This is a genomic window from Streptomyces sp. NPDC056160, from assembly GCF_042268205.1.
In the GTDB taxonomy this organism is placed as follows: Bacteria; Actinomycetota; Actinomycetes; order Streptomycetales; family Streptomycetaceae; genus Streptomyces.
On sequence record NZ_JBHJUW010000001.1, the window covers coordinates 23,892 to 40,193 of the forward strand.

The 16,302-nt window shown below is 71.0% G+C and carries 12 protein-coding genes and 1 pseudogene; 7 read left to right on the forward strand and 6 right to left on the reverse strand.

Annotation, left to right across the window (positions count from 1 at the left end):
- Positions 1-249 precede the first annotated feature (249 nt).
- Positions 250-1,329 (forward strand): histidinol-phosphate transaminase, encoded by a 1,080-nt coding sequence (gene hisC, locus ACFC02_RS00135; protein WP_376349967.1) that lies wholly within the window; start codon positions 250-252, stop codon positions 1,327-1,329.
- 137 nt (positions 1,330-1,466) lie between these two features.
- Here the strand turns inward: hisC and ACFC02_RS00140 are convergent, their stop codons facing one another.
- Complete coding sequence (locus tag ACFC02_RS00140; protein ID WP_376349970.1) at positions 1,467-1,841, reverse strand: cyclophilin-like fold protein; 375 nt, start codon at positions 1,839-1,841, stop codon at positions 1,467-1,469.
- 212 nt (positions 1,842-2,053) lie between these two features.
- On the opposite strand from ACFC02_RS00140, the gene ACFC02_RS00145 reads away from it, so the two are divergent.
- Genes ACFC02_RS00145 through cydD form a run of 3 tightly spaced genes read left to right on the forward strand, consistent with a single transcriptional unit; the run spans position 2,054 to position 8,147 of the window.
- Positions 2,054-3,562 carry a cytochrome ubiquinol oxidase subunit I gene (locus ACFC02_RS00145; RefSeq protein ID WP_376349973.1) on the forward strand — a complete coding sequence of 503 codons (1,509 nt, stop codon included), beginning with the start codon at positions 2,054-2,056 and terminating at the stop codon, positions 3,560-3,562.
- Between the two features lie 18 nt (positions 3,563-3,580).
- Entirely contained in the window at positions 3,581-4,585 is a 1,005-nt protein-coding gene (gene cydB, locus ACFC02_RS00150; protein WP_376349975.1) for a cytochrome d ubiquinol oxidase subunit II, read from the forward strand.
- Positions 4,586-4,634: 49 nt separating this feature from the next.
- Entirely contained in the window at positions 4,635-8,147 is a 3,513-nt protein-coding gene (gene cydD, locus ACFC02_RS00155) for a thiol reductant ABC exporter subunit CydD (RefSeq protein WP_376349978.1), read from the forward strand.
- 208 nt (positions 8,148-8,355) lie between these two features.
- On the opposite strand, the gene ACFC02_RS00160 is transcribed toward cydD, so the two are convergent.
- The 5 genes and pseudogenes from ACFC02_RS00160 to ACFC02_RS00180 form a co-directional block, all read right to left on the reverse strand.
- Entirely contained in the window at positions 8,356-9,279 is a 924-nt protein-coding gene (locus tag ACFC02_RS00160) for an HAD hydrolase family protein (protein ID WP_376349981.1), read from the reverse strand.
- A gap of 70 nt (positions 9,280-9,349) precedes the next feature.
- On the reverse strand, positions 9,350-10,252 hold the full coding sequence (locus tag ACFC02_RS00165) for an LLM class flavin-dependent oxidoreductase (RefSeq protein WP_376349984.1): 903 nt from the start codon (positions 10,250-10,252) through the stop codon (positions 9,350-9,352).
- 42 nt (positions 10,253-10,294) lie between these two features.
- Positions 10,295-10,756 (reverse strand): hypothetical protein, encoded by a 462-nt coding sequence (locus ACFC02_RS00170; RefSeq protein WP_376349986.1) that lies wholly within the window; start codon positions 10,754-10,756, stop codon positions 10,295-10,297.
- 22 nt (positions 10,757-10,778) lie between these two features.
- Positions 10,779-11,314: pseudogene (locus ACFC02_RS00175) on the reverse strand (RNA 2'-phosphotransferase); the annotation flags it as partial.
- A gap of 162 nt (positions 11,315-11,476) precedes the next feature.
- On the reverse strand, positions 11,477-13,246 hold the full coding sequence (locus tag ACFC02_RS00180) for an SDR family oxidoreductase (RefSeq protein WP_376349989.1): 1,770 nt from the start codon (positions 13,244-13,246) through the stop codon (positions 11,477-11,479).
- A gap of 265 nt (positions 13,247-13,511) precedes the next feature.
- Between ACFC02_RS00180 and ACFC02_RS00185 the strand changes: the two genes are divergently transcribed.
- Genes ACFC02_RS00185 through ACFC02_RS00195 form a run of 3 tightly spaced genes read left to right on the forward strand, consistent with a single transcriptional unit; the run spans position 13,512 to position 16,301 of the window.
- On the forward strand, positions 13,512-14,486 hold the full coding sequence (locus ACFC02_RS00185) for an ABC transporter ATP-binding protein (protein WP_376350253.1): 975 nt from the start codon (positions 13,512-13,514) through the stop codon (positions 14,484-14,486).
- Entirely contained in the window at positions 14,476-15,393 is a 918-nt protein-coding gene (locus ACFC02_RS00190) for an ABC transporter permease (RefSeq protein ID WP_376349992.1), read from the forward strand. The genes ACFC02_RS00185 and ACFC02_RS00190 overlap by 11 nt, the downstream gene beginning before the upstream one ends.
- On the forward strand, positions 15,390-16,301 hold the full coding sequence (locus ACFC02_RS00195; RefSeq protein ID WP_376349995.1) for an ABC transporter ATP-binding protein: 912 nt from the start codon (positions 15,390-15,392) through the stop codon (positions 16,299-16,301). Before ACFC02_RS00190 ends, ACFC02_RS00195 begins: the two co-directional genes overlap by 4 nt.
- Position 16,302 lies beyond the last annotated feature (1 nt).

A 16,302-nucleotide genomic window follows, 5' to 3' on the forward strand; every position in this document is an offset into this window, starting at 1 on the left:
GGAGGTCTCGAAGAGGTCTCAACTCACCTGCACGAGCGATGCGCGCCACGGCGCGAGCCACCGGCGCGTAGATATATGTGAGACGCGCCCCTCGTTCGTGCATATTCGTACATGGATGCCCCCGATGCCGCGCGAGCGGTGCCGTGGGAAGCCGGCGGGAGTGATGGCTTCCGACCCATTCGCAGGGACGCCCAATCCTCATAAGGTATGGAGTATTGGAAGTCGGCGGTGGTCATGAGGAGGACAGCGGTGAGCGAGACGAACCCGAAACTGCGCGCCGAGCTGGAAGGCATCCCCACCTACAAGCCCGGCAAGCCCGCCGCGTCCGGCGGTCCGGTGGCGTACAAGCTGTCCTCCAACGAGAACCCGTATCCGCCCCTGCCGGGTGTCATGGAGACGGTGACGGCGGCCGCCTGCTCCTTCAACCGGTACCCGGACATGGCCTGCACCGACCTGATCAACGAGCTGGCCGAGCGGTTCGGGGTGCCCGCCTCGCACGTGGCGACCGGCACCGGCTCCGTCGGCGTCGCCCAGCAGCTGATCCAGTCCACCAGCGGGCCCGGTGACGAGGTCATGTACGCCTGGCGGTCCTTCGAGGCGTACCCGATCATCACGCAGATCAGCGGGGCGACCTCGGTGAAGGTGCCGCTCACGCCGGGTGATGTGCACGACCTGGACGCGATGGCGGACGCGATCACCGACCGCACCCGCCTGATCTTCGTCTGCAATCCGAACAACCCGACCGGCACGGTGGTGCGCCGGGCCGAGCTGGAACGGTTCCTCGACCGGGTGCCCGGTGACGTGCTGGTGGTGCTGGACGAGGCCTACCGCGAGTTCATCCGCGACGCCGAGGTGCCCGACGGCGCGGTCCTGTACCGCGAGCGGCCCAACGTCTGCGTGCTGCGCACCTTCTCCAAGGCCTACGGGCTGGCCGGGCTGCGGGTGGGCTTCGCCATCGCCCACGAGCCGGTCGCGGCGGCGCTGCGCAAGACGGCGGTGCCGTTCGGCGTGAGCCAGCTGGCGCAGGAGGCGGCGATCGCCTCCCTGCGTGCCGAGGACGAGCTGCTGGGCCGGGTCGGCTCGCTGGTGTGCGAACGCACGCGCGTGGTCGACGCGCTGCGCGCGCAGGGCTGGACCGTCCCCGAGACGCAGGCCAATTTCGTGTGGCTGCGGCTGGGGGAGCGCACCGGCGCCTTCGCCGAGGCCTGTGAGCGGGCGGGTGTGGTCGTCCGGCCCTTCCCGGGCGAGGGGGTGCGGGTGACCGTCGCCGAGAGCGAGGCGAACGACATCTTCCTCAAGACGGCGGAGGCCTTCCACCGGGGGGCGTGACGTCCCCGATCAGGCATGCCCCCCACCCGGAGAGGTGATCTCCGCCGGGTGGTGTGTGCGCTCCCCCTGTGCTCCAGGGGTTCCTTCAGGGCCTGCCCGGCGGCGCGCGGTTCCTCCGCGGTCCGCCGGGCAGGCCCTCAGCCGTTCAACGGCTCGACGCGCACGGGGTCGCCGCCGCGGACCGTCGCAAGCCTGCGGGGATCGCCCTCGATCCGGCCCAGTACGTTGCACGGGCTCGCGAGGCGGCATTCGTCGCCCCGCGAGATCGGCGTGGGCCCGTAGGGGAGGGCCAGTGCGTCCCCGTCGGTCCAGAAGGCGACCGTTCCGGGCTCGACGACCTGCCGGGCGTCGGTTTCACGTGGAACACGGACGCCGGTGTCGAAGTAGACCTCCTCGCCCCAGGTGCGGGCGGTGGAGACCAGCGGCAGTTCCTTGGCGAGCGCCCGGGTGGTCGGGGTGTCGTCGAGGTGGGCGGTGAGGTGGCCGGAGGGCCAGGAGATCCGTATCTGCATGGCGTGCAATTCAACAAGTTGTTGAAGTTCTTGCCAAGGGGCCGACGCGGAGGCGAAGGGGGGACCCCCGGTTCCGCCCTGAGAATCGGTACGTCATAATTGCTTGTGAATGTGAACGCGTTCACAAGCGCGTCCGATTACTGCCGTGTTGCGTAGGACACATCGGGGCAAACCGCCGCCGCGTGACTCGGCGACGTAAGGAGAGTGACGACGTGAACCTGGCTTTGGCGCCGGAGACACTGGCGCGCTGGCAGTTCGGCATCACGACCGTCTACCACTTCCTGTTCGTCCCCCTGACGATCTCCCTGGCCGCCCTGACGGCAGGCCTGCAGACCGCCTGGGTGCGCACGGAGAAGGAGAAGTACCTCAGGGCGACCAAGTTCTGGGGCAAGCTCTTCCTGATCAACATCGCCATGGGTGTCGTCACCGGCATCGTGCAGGAGTTCCAGTTCGGCATGAACTGGTCGGACTACTCCCGCTTCGTCGGTGACATCTTCGGCGCCCCGCTCGCCTTCGAGGCGCTGATCGCGTTCTTCTTCGAGTCCACCTTCATCGGCCTGTGGATATTCGGCTGGGACAAGCTGCCCAAGAAGATCCACCTGGCCTGCATCTGGATGGTCTCGCTCGGCACGATCCTGTCGGCGTACTTCATCCTCGCGGCCAACTCGTGGATGCAGCACCCCGTCGGCTACCGGATCAACAAGACCAAAGGGCGTGCCGAACTCACCGACTTCTGGGCCGTCCTGACCCAGAACACCGCACTCACCCAGGCCTTCCACACGCTCTCCGCCGCCTTCCTCACCGGAGGCGCCTTCATGGTAGGCATCGCCGCCTACCACCTGGCCCGCAAGAAGCACGTCGGTGCGATGAAGACCTCCCTGCGGCTCGGCCTGATCACAGTGGTGATCGCCGGCATGCTCACCGCGATCAGCGGCGACACCCTCGGCAAGGTCATGTTCAAGCAGCAGCCGATGAAGATGGCCGCCGCCGAGGCCCTGTGGGACGGACAGAAGCCCGCCCCCTTCTCGATCTTCGCCTACGGCAACGTCGAGAAGGGCCACAACTCGGTCGCCATCGAGATCCCCGGCCTGCTGTCCTTCCTCGCCGACGACAGCTTCAGCTCCTACGTCCCCGGAATCAACGACGTCAACAAGGCCGAGCAGCAGAAGTTCGGGCCCGGCGACTACCGGCCCAACATCCCTGTCACCTTCTGGGGCTTCCGCTGGATGATCGGGTTCGGCATGGCCTCCTTCGCCATCGGCCTGGCCGGACTCTGGCTCACCCGAAAGAAGTTCCTGCTGCCGCAGCATCTGCGGGTGGGCGACGACGAGGTGCCGCACCTGGTGCTGCTGCGGAACAAAGCGCTCAGCCCGCAGCTGACCAAGTGGTACTGGCGCATCGCCGTCTGGACCCTGGCGTTCCCGCTGATCGCCAACTCCTGGGGCTGGATCTTCACCGAGATGGGCCGCCAGCCATGGGTCGTCTACGGCGTGCTGCAGACCCGGCACGCGGTCTCCCCCGGCGTCTCCCAGGGCGAGGTCATCACCTCCATGGCCGTCTTCACGACGCTCTACGCCATCCTCGCCGTCGTCGAGGTGAAGCTGCTCGCCAAGTACGTCAAGGCGGGCCCGCCCGAGCTGACGGAGGCCGACCTCAACCCGCCCACGAAGATCGGCGGCGACCACCGGGACGCCGACAAGCCGATGGCCTTCTCCTACTAGGCCGAGGAAGGCACAGTCATGGAACTCCACGACGTCTGGTTCGTCCTGATCGCTGTCCTGTGGACCGGCTACTTCTTCCTGGAGGGCTTCGACTTCGGAGTCGGTGTCCTCACCAAGCTGCTCGCCCGCGACCGGCCCGAGAAGCGGGTGCTGATCAACACCATCGGCCCCGTCTGGGACGGCAATGAGGTGTGGCTGCTCTCCGCGGGCGGCGCGACCTTCGCAGCCTTCCCCGAGTGGTACGCCACGCTGTTCTCCGGCTTCTACCTGCCGCTGCTGGTCATCCTCGTCTGCCTCATCGTCCGCGGTGTCGCCTTCGAGTACCGGGCCAAGCGGCCGGAGGAGAACTGGCAGCGCAACTGGGAGACCGCGATCTTCTGGTGCTCGCTGACCCCCGCGTTCCTGTGGGGCGTGGCCTTCGGCAACATCGTGCGGGGCGTCAAGATCGACCGGAACCTCGAGTACGTCGGCAGCCTCGGTGACCTGCTCAACCCGTACGCGCTCCTCGGCGGCCTGGTCACCCTGACGCTGTTCACCTTCCACGGTGCGGTGTTCACGGCGCTGAAGACCGTCGGCGAGATCCGGGAACGGGCGCGCAGGACGGCTCTGCGCGTCGGTCTGGTGACCGCCGTGGTGGCCCTGGCCTTCCTCCTGTGGACACAGGCCGACACAGGCAACGGTCGCAGCCTGGTGGCCCTGGTCGTCGCGGTCGTCGCCCTGGTCGCCGCGCTGGTGGCCAACCAGATCGGGCGGGAGGGCTGGTCCTTCGCCCTGTCCGGCGTCACCATCGTGGCCGCCGTGGCGATGCTCTTCCTGTCACTGTTCCCGAACGTCATGCCGTCCACGCTGGACGCGGACTGGAGCCTGACGGTCACCAACGCCTCGTCCAGCCCCTACACCCTGAAGATCATGACCTGGTGCGCGGGGATCGCCACGCCGATCGTCCTGCTCTACCAAGGGTGGACGTACTGGGTGTTCCGCAAGCGGATCGGCACACAGCACATCGCCGAAGCCGCGCACTGAGTCCGGTGAGGGGGTGTTTCACGTGAAACACCCCCTGGGACCGAAGGGCATGTTTCACGTGAAACCGATCGATCCGCGTCTTCTTCGCTACGCCCGGGCCACCCGGTTCTTCCTGATGGCCGTGATCGCCCTGGGCGCCCTGGGCGCGGGGCTCGTCATCGCGCAGGCCATGCTCATCGCGGAGGTGGTGGTCGGCGCCTTCCAGCACAGCATGCCGGTGACCGAACTGCGCACGCCACTGCTGCTGTTGGTGGCCGTCGCCGTCGGCCGGGCGTTGGTCTCCTGGCTCACCGAACTGGCAGCGCACCGGGCGAGTGCCGCGGTGAAGTCCGAGCTGCGCGGGCGTCTGCTCGCCCGCGCGGCGGCGCTCGGTCCCGGCTGGCTGAGTGAGCAGCGGACCGGCTCGCTGGTCGCGCTGGCCACCCGCGGCGTCGACGCCCTGGACGACTACTTCTCACGCTATCTGCCGCAGCTGGGACTCGCGGTGGTCGTTCCGGTGGCGGTGCTGGCCAGGATCGTCACCGAGGACTGGGTGTCCGCGGCCATCATCGTGGCCACCCTGCCCCTCATCCCCGTCTTCATGATGCTGATCGGCTGGGCCACGCAGTCCCGCATGGACCGCCAGTGGCGTCTGCTGTCCCGGCTGTCCGGGCACTTCCTGGACGTGGTGGCCGGCCTGCCGACCCTGAAGGTGTTCGGCCGCGCCAAGGCCCAGGCGGAGTCGATCAGGCGCATCACGGACGAGTACCGGCGGGCGACCCTGCGCACGCTGCGGATCGCCTTCCTGTCCTCCTTCGCGCTGGAGCTCCTGTCCACGCTGTCGGTGGCCCTGGTCGCCGTCACGATCGGCATGCGGCTCGTCAGCGGCGGCATGGACCTGTACACCGGTCTGGTCATCCTCGTCCTCGCGCCCGAGGCCTATCTGCCGCTGCGGCAGGTGGGCGCGCAGTACCACGCGGCGGCCGAGGGGCTGGCGGCGGCGGAGGAGATCTTCGAGGTGCTGCAGACACCGGTGCCGCGGTCCGGCACGGCGGCTGTTCCCGCCGGGGCCCTCGCCTTCGAGAGCGTGAGCGTCCGCTACCGGGGCCGGTCGGCGGACGCCGTGACCGACGTGTCCTTCGCCGTGGAGCCGGGGGAGATTGTCGCGCTCGTAGGTCCGAGCGGCGCGGGCAAGTCGACGCTGCTGAACGTCCTGCTGGGATTCGTCCGCCCCACCGCGGGCCGGGTACGCGTCGCGGGAACCGACCTCCACGACATCGACCCGGAGCAGTGGCGCTCACGCATCGCCTGGGTTCCGCAGCGGCCTCACCTGTATGCCGGGACGATCGCGGAGAACGTCCGCCTCGCCCGGCCCGACGCGGACGACGCAGCGGTCCGTGCCGCGCTGGCCGACGCCGGAGCACTGGACTTCGTCGACGCGCTGCCGGACGGGCCGCTGACCGTGCTCGGCGAGGACGGCGCGGGCCTGTCCGCGGGGCAGCGGCAGCGGCTCGCGCTCGCCCGGGCCTTCCTCGCCGACCGGCCTGTCCTGCTGCTCGACGAGCCGACGGCGGCGCTGGACGGGGCGACCGAGGCCGAGATCGTGGAGGCGGTGCGCCGGCTGTCCGCCGGCCGCACGGTGCTGCTCGTGGTGCACCGGCCCGCGCTGCTGGACGTCGCCGACCGGGTGGTGCGGTTGGAGGGCACCGAGTCGCGGGGGCGGAAGAGCGGTGCAGGGGCGGCCGGGAACGCCCGGGCCCGCGAGACCGATACGCGGCCGGTGGACGCCCTCGTGCTTGCGCGGGCGCCCGGCGGCGCGTCCGCCTCGGCGGCGGGTGACGTCCTCACCCGGGTCCGCTCGATGTCGGGCCGCCGACGCGGCCGCCTCGCCCTCGCCCTGCTGCTGGGCTGCCTCGCCCTCGGCAGCGCCGTCGGCCTGATGGCCACCTCCGGATGGCTCATCTCGCGCGCGTCCCAGCACCCTCCTGTGCTGTACCTGATGGTCGCCGTCACGGCGACCCGCGCCTTCGGCATCGGCCGGGCCGTCTTCCGGTACGCCGAACGGCTCGTGTCGCACGACGCGGTGCTGCGGATGCTGGCCGACACCCGGGTGGCCGTCTACCGGCGGCTGGAGCGGCTGGCGCCCGCCGGGCTGCGCCGGGCCCGCCGAGGCGACCTGCTGACGCGGCTCGTCGCCGACGTCGACGCACTGCAGGACTACTGGCTGCGCTGGCTGCTGCCGGCCGGGGCCGCGGTGACCGTCTCCGCCGCATCCGTCGCGTTCACTGCCTGGCTGCTGCCCGAGGCCGGGGCGGTACTCGCCGCGGGACTGCTGGTCGCCGGGGCCGGAGTTCCGCTGGTCACGGGTGCCGTGGCCCGACGGGCGGAGCAGCGGCTCGCCCCGGCGCGCGGTGCCCTCGCGACCCGCGTGACCGACCTGCTCACCGGGACCGCCGAACTGACGGTCGCCGGTGCGCTGCCCGCGCGTACCGCCGAGACCCGGCGCGCCGGCACCGTACTGACCCGGATCGCCTCGCGTGCCGCCACCGCGACCGCGCTCGGTGACGGGCTCACCGCCCTCGTCTCGGGGCTGACCGTGGCGGCCACCGCCCTCGTCGGCGCCCACGCCGTAGTCGGCGGACGGCTGGGCGGGGTGGCCATGGCCGTCGTCGTCCTCACCCCGCTGGCCGCCTTCGAGGCGGTCCTCGGCATGCCTCTCGCCGTGCAGTACCGGCAGCGGGTGCGGCGCAGCGCCGAGCGCGTGTACGAGGTCCTGGACGCGCCGGAGCCCGTGCGCGCGCCGGAGGCGCCGCGGCAGGCGCCCGCGTCTCCTTTCCCGCTCACCGTCCGCGGCCTCACGGCCCGCCACCCCGAACAGGGCAAGGACGCCCTCGTCGGACTGGACCTCACTCTGGAGGAGGGTCGCAGGATCGCCGTGGTCGGACCGTCCGGGGCCGGCAAGACGACACTCGCGCAGGTCCTGCTCCGGTTCCTGGACCCGCGGGCGGGGGCCTACCGTCTCGGCGGCGTCGACGCCTGCGCGCTGGACGGCGACGACGTACGCCGGATCGTCGGGCTCTGCGCTCAGGACGCGCACCTGTTCGACAGTTCGGTGCGGGAGAACCTGCTGCTGGCGAAGAAGGGCGCGAGCGAGTCCGAGCTGCGGGACGCGCTCGCCCGGGCCCGGCTGCTGGACTGGGCCGACAGCCTGCCCGACGGGCTCGACACACTCGTCGGCGAGCACGGAGCGCGGTTGTCCGGGGGCCAGCGGCAGCGGTTGGCACTGGCCAGGGCGCTGCTCGCGGACTTCCCCGTCCTGGTCCTCGACGAACCGGCCGAGCACCTCGACCTGCCGACCGCCGACGCGCTCACGGCCGATCTGCTGACCGCCACCGAGGGGCGTACGACGCTGCTCATCACGCACCGTCTGGCCCAACTGGAGGCCGTGGACGAGGTGATCGTGCTGGACGAGGGCCGCGTGGTCCAGCGAGGCCCGTACGCGGAGCTGGCGGCCCTGCCCGGCCCTCTGAGGCGGATGGCCGAGCGGGAGGCGGCGTCGGAACTGCTGGTGGGGGCGCGGTAGGAGGCGGGGACCGACCCGGCCACAGTCGCCGCCTGGGCCTGACCAGAGTCGGCCCCGCCCGGCCACAGCCGACCACCCCACCGCGTCGACCGGCCCGCCCCGCGCCGACCGGCCCGGCTCGGCCAGAACCGCGCCGCCGAACCCGAGCCGTCCACCGTCGGAGTGGAGCACTGCCGCCCATCTGCCCGGCAGGCGGGCGGCGGTGCTGCTACCGCCGCTCCCCCAGGATGCGCTCGATCACGACCGCGACTCCGTCCTCGTTGTTGGCCGCGGTCCGCCCGGACGCCGCGGCGACGGCGTCCGGGTGCGCGTTGCCCATGGCGTAGGACTGGCCGGCCCAGGTGAGCATCTCGATGTCGTTCGGCATGTCGCCGAAGGCGACGACCTCCTCGTGCGAGATGCCGCGCTCCGCGCAGCACAGGGCGAGCGTGCTGGCCTTGGAGACGCCCGGCCCGCTGATCTCCAGCAGGGCGCTGGGGCTGGAGCGGGTGAGGGTGGCGCGGTCGCCGACGGCGAGCCGGGCCACGGTGAGGAAGGCGTCGGGGTCCAGCGTGGGGTGGGCGGCGAGGATCTTCAGGATCGGGTGTGCGGCGGCAGAGCCCCCGGGCGCCAGCAGGGCTTCGACGGGCGCCAGCGTGTCGGGGGCCTCCATGTGCAGCTTCGGGTAGTCCGGCTCTTGGTGGAATCCGTACGTCTGCTCGACCGCGTACACCGTGCCGGGTGCCGCCTCGCGCACCAGCCGTACGGCGTCCAGGGCGTTCTCCCGGGCGAGGTCGCGCACCTTGACGAACCGGTGGGCGCCGGGGCCGCCGTGCAGGTCGACCACGGCCGCGCCATTGCCGCAGATCGCCAGGCCGTGACCGTGCACGTGGTCACTGACGACGCCCATCCAGCGGGCCGGGCGGCCGGTGACGAAGAAGACCTCGATGCCTGCCTCCTCGGCGGCGGCGAGGGCGGCGACCGTGCGGGGCGAGACCGACTTGTCGTCGTGCAGCAACGTTCCGTCAAGATCGGTGGCGATCAGCCGCGGGGGGACGACCGGGGCACCTCCCTGCGCGAGCGTCGAGAGCTGGGTAGAGGCCGGGGGCTCGGGCTGTCGCGTCGCTGAGGTCACCGGGTCATTGTCCCGCATATGCCCGCACGACCGTGCGGGTCCGCGCACATCTGAGACGTCGCCTCGGTCATGTGAGACGTCGCCTCGGTCACGCCAGCTGGGCGGGTGCCTCCAGGGCGATCCGCTCGAAGACCTTCTCGTCCGCCGCGAAGTCCGAGTCGGGAATCGGCCAGTGGATCACGATCTCGGTGAATCCCAGCTCCTGGTGGCGGCCCGCGAAGTCGACGAAGGCATCCAGGGACTCCAGAGGGCGCCCGCGGTCGGGGGTGAATCCGGTGAGCAGGGTCTTGTCGAGCGCGGAGACCTCGCGGCCGGCAGCCTCGCACGCCGCGCCCAGCTTCTCGACCTGTCCGCGAAGGGCCTGGACGGACTGCTCCGGCGTGCCGTTCTCGAACAGCTTGGGGTCGCCCGTGGTCACCCACGCCTGCCCGTACCGCGCCGCGAGCCGCAGCCCACGCGGACCGGTGGCGGCCACGGCGAACGGCAGCCGGGGCCGTTGCACACACCCGGGGATGTTGCGTGCCTCGTGCGCCGAGTAGAAGTCACCCTCGTACGACACCGAGTCCTCGGAGAGCAGCCGGTCCAGCAGCGGTACGAACTCGGCCAGGCGATCGGCCCGCTCCCGTGGCGTCCAGGGCTCCTGACCGAGTGCGGTGGCGTCGAAGCCGGTGCCGCCCGCACCGATGCCCAGCGTGAGCCGGCCGCCGGAGATGTCGTCGAGCGAGATCAGTTCCTTGGCGAGGGTGACCGGGTGCCGGAAGTTCGGCGAGGTCACCAGGGTACCCAGGCGCATGCTCGCGGTCGCGGTCGCGGCGGCGGTCAGCGTCGGCACGGCACCGAACCACGGGCCGTCCCGGAAAGTGCGCCAGGACAGGTGGTCGTAGGTGTAGCCGGTGTGGAAGCCGAGCTGCTCGGCACGGGTCCACGCCGAACGACCGCCCTCGTGCCAGCGGCGGTAGGGAAGGATCACGGTGCTCAGACGCAGGCTCATGGGGCCGAGCCTAAGCGGCCGCGAGTGTTTCACGTGAAACAGTCACCGCACGCGGCTGCTCAGCCACGAGGTGAGACCGATCACCGGGACCGGTTCCTTGTACGTGCGGTCGCCGGGCAGTGGGACGACCAGCCGGTAGCCGGGCGGGAAGCGCCGCCCTTTGACGAACGCGGTGTCGTCCAGGACGGCTCGGAGGAAGGCGGGGACGTCGTCGCGGGGCAGGTCGTGGAACTCGACGCCCTCGACCGTGATCAGGGCGTCCTCCTCCGGGTAGAGCCGTACGGTCAGCCGGGGCATGCCACCGAACTCGACGAAGGCCTCGTGCGGGAGCGAACCGTCCGGATCGGTGGCGACACCCACGCCCGCGGCACTGCGACGGGAGGTCTGGTCGGCCCCGATGTCGTCGGTCACCTCGATCTCGCGCGCGTAGGCGGCGGCGATGGCGCGGCAGGCGGTGACGGCGGCTTGGGTCGTGGCGAGAGGGCGGTCCATGGTGCCGATCATGCCGGACGGGCTCAATGGCAGGAGGGAACCGCAGGTAGCGCGGCGGTACTGCCTCGGTCAGCCATACGCCGTTGACGCTGACCCGGAAGACATGACCGTCGCGGTGCATGGCGCCGCGTCCACGGCGAGTACGACCGGCCGGCCGCGGCGGGCACCCACGCGGGTCGCGGTCTCCCGGTCGGGTGAGAGGTGCACGTCGTGCCGGTTCATGGGCCGCAGGCCCTCGGCGTGGATGGCCTCCAGGGCTCCGGCGACCGTCCCGTGGCAGAGGTACGGCGGCGGGGTCGCCGGCGGTAGTCCCAGGTCGACATCGACGCTGTGGCCCCGGGCGGCCCGGATGCGGTCGCCCTGGATCTCGAAGCGCCGTTTGCCGTTGGCGGCGACCACGTGGTCGAGTTCCTCGCGGGTGGTGGGGAAGCGGTGGGTGGTCGCCGCCGCGATCAGGGCGTCGATCCGGGCCCATCCGGCCTCGTCGAGCGTGAGTCCGATCCTCGCGGGCTGGTGGCGCAGGTGCCGGGAGAGGTACTTCGAGACCTGCACGGTGCGCCTTTCGTTCATGCCGCCAGCCTGCCGGAAGAGACCAGCCTCACGCAGAACTTCTCCGCCGGGCAGGTTTGATCCACAAGCAAGTGAGGTTATCCACAGGCTAATTGAGCAATCTGTGGACAACTCACGGGCGTCCTTGGGGATTTCGCCGGGATCGGCCGAGCGCAACGGACCTCACAGGCGTGGCCGCACCCGTGCCAGTCTGCGCAGGGCCCGCGGGGTGAAGCGGGACATCGCGTGCAGGAGCCGGGCCTCCGGTGTCACCGGCACCACCGCGGCGTCGCGCACGACCGCGCGCAGGACCGCGTCGGCGACCTTCTCCGGCGGATAGTTGCGCAGCCGGTAGAGCCGGGCCGTGCGCTTCTGGCGGCGCTTCTCCTCGGCCGCGTCGGCACCCGCGAAGCGTGCCGCGGACGTGATGCCGGTGTTGACGAACCCGGGGCAGATGGCCGTGACACCGATCCCCTGCCCGGAAAGTTCCGCACGCAGGCACTCGCTGAGCATCAGCACGGCCGCCTTGGAGGTGCTGTAGGCGGGCAGCGCCCGGGACGGCTGGTAAGCGGCCGCCGAGGCGATGTTGACGATGTGGCCGCCCTGGCCGCGTTCGGCCATCTGCCGGCCGAAGAGCCGGCATCCGTGGATCACGCCCCACAGGTTGACGTCGAGGACCTTGCCCCAGTCCTCCGTGGTGTGGTCGAAGAACGAGCCGGACAGGCCGATGCCCGCGTTGTTCACCAGCACGTCCACCACGCCGTACTCGGCGACGACCTTCTCGGCCAGCTTCTCCATGGCCCGCTCGTCGGAGACGTCCGCGGTCTCCGCCCAGGCCTCCCGCGCGCCCAGCGGCCGGGCCAGCTCGGCCGTGCGCGTCGCGGCCTCGGCGTCCCGGTCGACGGCCACCACACGGGCCCCGGCCCCGGCGAAGGCGAGCGCCGTGGCCCGTCCGATGCCGCTGCCCGCCCCGGTGACCAGGACGAGCTGTCCGGCGAACCGGTCGGCGTGGCGTCCGGCGGCGGCCGGCGACGGCCGTCCGTCCTCGACGGCGGTCACGAAATCGGTGATCCAGTCGGCCAGCCGGTCGGGCCGGGTGCGGGGGATCCAGTGCCGGGCGGGAAGGGTGCGGCGTACCAGGCGGGGGACCCACTGATCCAGGTCGTCGTACAGCCTCTCCGACAGGAAGGCGTCGTTCACCGGGGTGATGAGCTGCACCGGTGCGTGGGCGCGGGCGTCAGGGCGTGGCCGGCGCAGCCGGTCCCTGACGTTGTCCCGGTACAGCCAGGCGCCGTGCGCCGCGTCCTGGGGCAGCGACCGGGTCGGGTAGTCGCCCGCGGGCACCTTCTCGACGCGCTGGAGGATCTTCGGCCAGCGCCTGCCGAGGGGGCCACGCCAGGCGAGTTCGGGCAGCGCGGGTGTGTGCAGCAGGTAGACGTACCAGGACTTGGCGCCCTGGCCGAGGAGTTGGCCCACCCGGCGCGGCGTGGGACGGGTGACACGGGAGTTGATCCAGTGGCCGAAGTGGTCGAGCGAGGGGCCGGACATGGAGGTGAAGGAAGCGATCCGGCCCTTGGTGCGCTCGACGGTGACGAACTCCCAGGCCTGGACCGAGCCCCAGTCGTGCCCCACCAGGTGCACCGGTTCGCCCGGGCTGACCGCGTCCGCGACCGCCAGGAAGTCGTCGGTGAGCTTGTCCAGCGTGAAGCCGCCGCGCAACGGGCGGGGCGCGGTGGAGCGGCCGTGGCCCCGCACGTCGTACAGCACGACGTGGAAGTCACCGTGCTCGGCGAGGCGTTCGGCCACCTCGGACCAGACCTCCTTGCTGTCCGGGTACCCGTGCACCAGGACGACCGTCGGCCGGCGCGGATCCCCCAGTTCGGCCACGCACAGCTCGACCTCGCCGGCCTGTACCCGGCGCTCCCGCGCGCCCTTCAGCGGCGACACGCGCATCACCTCTCCTCCGCCCGGCGGCACATCCCCATGCTCGCGTTCGCCGGGGGCGTGTGCCCGTCACGTGACTTCGGCGAACTGTGGCAGTTGTTAGACTGAACGTCAATAGGGTGGGCGGGGGCCTGGTAGACCCCGGTTGTCCCGGATGATGGGCTACCTCAGGGGTGCACCCCTTAGGGCCCCGTAATACTCAAGAGGGACCGCAAGACGGCTCTGCGGTCTGACGACCGGCGTGGCCGCCGTCACTATCGTCGAAGACGTGACTGTGATCGCGACCGAAAGCCTGAGCAAGCGGTTCCCCCGGGTGACCGCGCTTGACCGGCTCTCCGTGGACGTCGGACCCGGTGTGACCGGACTCGTCGGCGCCAACGGAGCCGGCAAGTCCACACTGATCAAGATCCTGCTGGGTCTGTCCCCCGCAACGGAGGGCCGCGCCGAGGTGCTCGGCCTCGACGTCGCCACCAAGGGCGCCGCGATCCGCGAGCGCGTCGGCTACATGCCGGAGCACGACTGCCTGCCGCCCGACGTCTCGGCCACCGAGTTCGTCGTCCACATGGCCCGCATGTCCGGCCTGCCGCCCACCGCTGCCCGCGAGCGCACGGCGGACACGCTGCGCCACGTCGGTCTCTACGAGGAGCGCTACCGGCCCATCGGCGGCTACTCGACCGGCATGAAGCAGCGCGTCAAGCTCGCCCAGGCCCTGGTGCACGACCCGCAGCTGGTCTTCCTCGACGAACCGACCAACGGCCTCGACCCGGTCGGCCGCGACGACATGCTCGGCCTCATCCGCCGCATCCACACCGACTTCGGCATCTCGGTCCTCGTCACCTCCCACCTGCTGGGCGAGCTGGAGCGCACCTGCGACCACGTCGTCGTCGTCGACGGCGGCAAGCTGCTGCGGTCCAGCTCCACCACCGACTTCACCCAGACCACGACGACCCTCGCCGTCGAGGTCACCGACAGCGACGAGCACCCCGACGGCACCCGGGCGGTCCGCGAGGCGCTCCACGCGCGCGGTGTGGAGACCGAGGACGGAACCGGGCTGCCGGGCGCGGGACACGTCCTGCTGCTCACCGCCCAGGGCGAGGAGACGCACGACCTGGTGCGCGACGTGATCGCGGACCTCGGCCTCGGCCTGGTCCGCATGGAACAGCGCAGGCACCACATCTCGGAGGTCTTCCGGGACGACGACGAACAGCGCGAAGGACAGCGGAAGGAGGCGGCCGACCATGGCGCTTGAGCAGCCCCTGCGCAATCCGGTACCGCCGCCGGGCGACCAGACCCGGATCCACAACATCGGCTACCGCAACTACGACGGCCCCCGCCTCGGCCGCGCCTATGCCCGCCGCTCGCTGTACTCGCAGTCCCTGCGCGGCTCCTACGGCCTCGGCCGCTCGGTGAAGTCCAAGGTGCTGCCCATGCTGCTGTTCGTGGTGATGTGCGTGCCCGCGGCCATCATGGTCGCCGTCGCGGTCGCCACCAAGGCCAAGGACCTGCCCGTCGACTACACGCGCTACGCCGTCATCCTGCAAGGCGTCATCAGCCTGTACGTCGCCTCACAGGCACCCCAGTCCGTCTCCCGCGACCTGCGCTTCAAGACCGTGCCGCTGTACTTCTCGCGACCCATCGAGACCGCGGACTACGTCCGCGCCAAATACGCGGCGCTGGCCTCGGCGCTGTTCATCCTGACCGCCGCCCCGCTGCTCGTGCTCTACGTCGGCGCGCTGCTGGCCAAGCTCGACTTCGCGGACCAGACCAAGGGATTCGCCGAAGGACTCGTCTCCGTGGCCCTGCTCTCACTGCTCTTCGCCGGCATCGGCCTGGTGATCGCGGCCGTCACCCCCCGCCGTGGCTTCGGTATCGCGGCCGTGATCGCCGTGCTCGTCATCTCCTACGGCGCGGTCTCCACGCTCGAAGCCATCGCGGACGCCCAGAACAGCACCGGCGCCATCCCGTGGATCGGCCTGTTCTCCCCGATCACCCTCATCGACGGCGTACAGACAGCCTTCCTGGGCGCGACCTCCTCCGCCCCCGGCGCCGCGGGCCCCGGCACCGGACAGGGCGTCGTCTACGTCCTGGTCGTCCTCGGCCTCATCGCCGCCGCCTACGGCCTCCTGCTGCGCCGCTACAAGAAGGTGGGACTGTGACCACGCTGAGCATCGACCACGTCTCCCGCTGGTTCGGCAACGTGGTCGCCGTCAACGACATCACCATGACGATCGGTCCCGGCGTCACCGGCCTGCTCGGCCCCAACGGCGCCGGGAAGTCCACCCTGATCAACATGATGGGCGGCTTCCTCGCGCCCTCCACCGGCACCGTCACCCTCGACGGCCGGCCCGTCTGGCGCAACGAGCAGATCTACCGGCACATCGGCGTCGTCCCCGAGCGGGAGGCGATGTACGACTTCCTCACCGGCCGCGACTTCGTCGTCGCCAATGCGGAACTGCACGGCCTGGGCGCCAAGGCGGCACAGAAGGCGCTGGCCACGGTCGAGATGGAGTACGCCCAGGACCGCAAGATCTCCACGTACTCCAAGGGCATGCGCCAGCGCGTGAAGATGGCGAGCGCCCTCGTGCACGACCCCTCCCTGCTCCTGCTGGACGAGCCGTTCAACGGCATGGACCCGCGCCAGCGCATGCAGCTGATGGACCTGCTGCGGCGCATGGGCGACGAGGGGCGCACGGTGCTGTTCTCCTCCCACATCCTGGAAGAGGTCGAACAGCTCGCCTGGCACATCGAGGTCATCGTCGCCGGCCGGCACGCGGCCAGCGGTGACTTCCGCAAGATCCGCCGCCTGATGACCGACCGGCCGCACCGCTACCTGGTGCGCTCCAGCGACGACCGCGCCCTGGCCGCCGCGCTGATCGCCGACCCGTCGACCTCCGGGATCGAGGTGGACCTCGCCGAGGGCGCGCTGCGCATCCAGGCCGTCGACTTCGGCCGGTTCACCGTCCTGCTGCCGCGGGTGGCCCGCGACCACGGCATCCGGCTGCACACGGTCTCGCCGTCCGACGAGTCCCTCGAGTCCGTCTTCTCGTATCTTGTCGCGGCGTAGG

Excerpts from the sequence above, each read along its gene's own strand:
- ACFC02_RS00140 (WP_376349970.1), bottom strand. The coding sequence starts at position 1,841 with ATGCAGATACGGATCTCCTGGCCCTCCGGCCACCTCACCGCCCACCTC.
- cydB (WP_376349975.1), top strand. The coding sequence starts at position 3,581 with ATGGAACTCCACGACGTCTGGTTCGTCCTGATCGCTGTCCTGTGGACC.
- cydD (WP_376349978.1), top strand. The coding sequence starts at position 4,635 with ATGTTTCACGTGAAACCGATCGATCCGCGTCTTCTTCGCTACGCCCGG.
- ACFC02_RS00160 (WP_376349981.1), bottom strand. The coding sequence starts at position 9,279 with ATGCGGGACAATGACCCGGTGACCTCAGCGACGCGACAGCCCGAGCCC.
- ACFC02_RS00165 (WP_376349984.1), bottom strand. The coding sequence starts at position 10,252 with ATGAGCCTGCGTCTGAGCACCGTGATCCTTCCCTACCGCCGCTGGCAC.
- ACFC02_RS00170 (WP_376349986.1), bottom strand. The coding sequence starts at position 10,756 with ATGATCGGCACCATGGACCGCCCTCTCGCCACGACCCAAGCCGCCGTC.
- ACFC02_RS00180 (WP_376349989.1), bottom strand. The coding sequence starts at position 13,246 with ATGCGCGTGTCGCCGCTGAAGGGCGCGCGGGAGCGCCGGGTACAGGCC.
- ACFC02_RS00190 (WP_376349992.1), top strand. The coding sequence starts at position 14,476 with ATGGCGCTTGAGCAGCCCCTGCGCAATCCGGTACCGCCGCCGGGCGAC.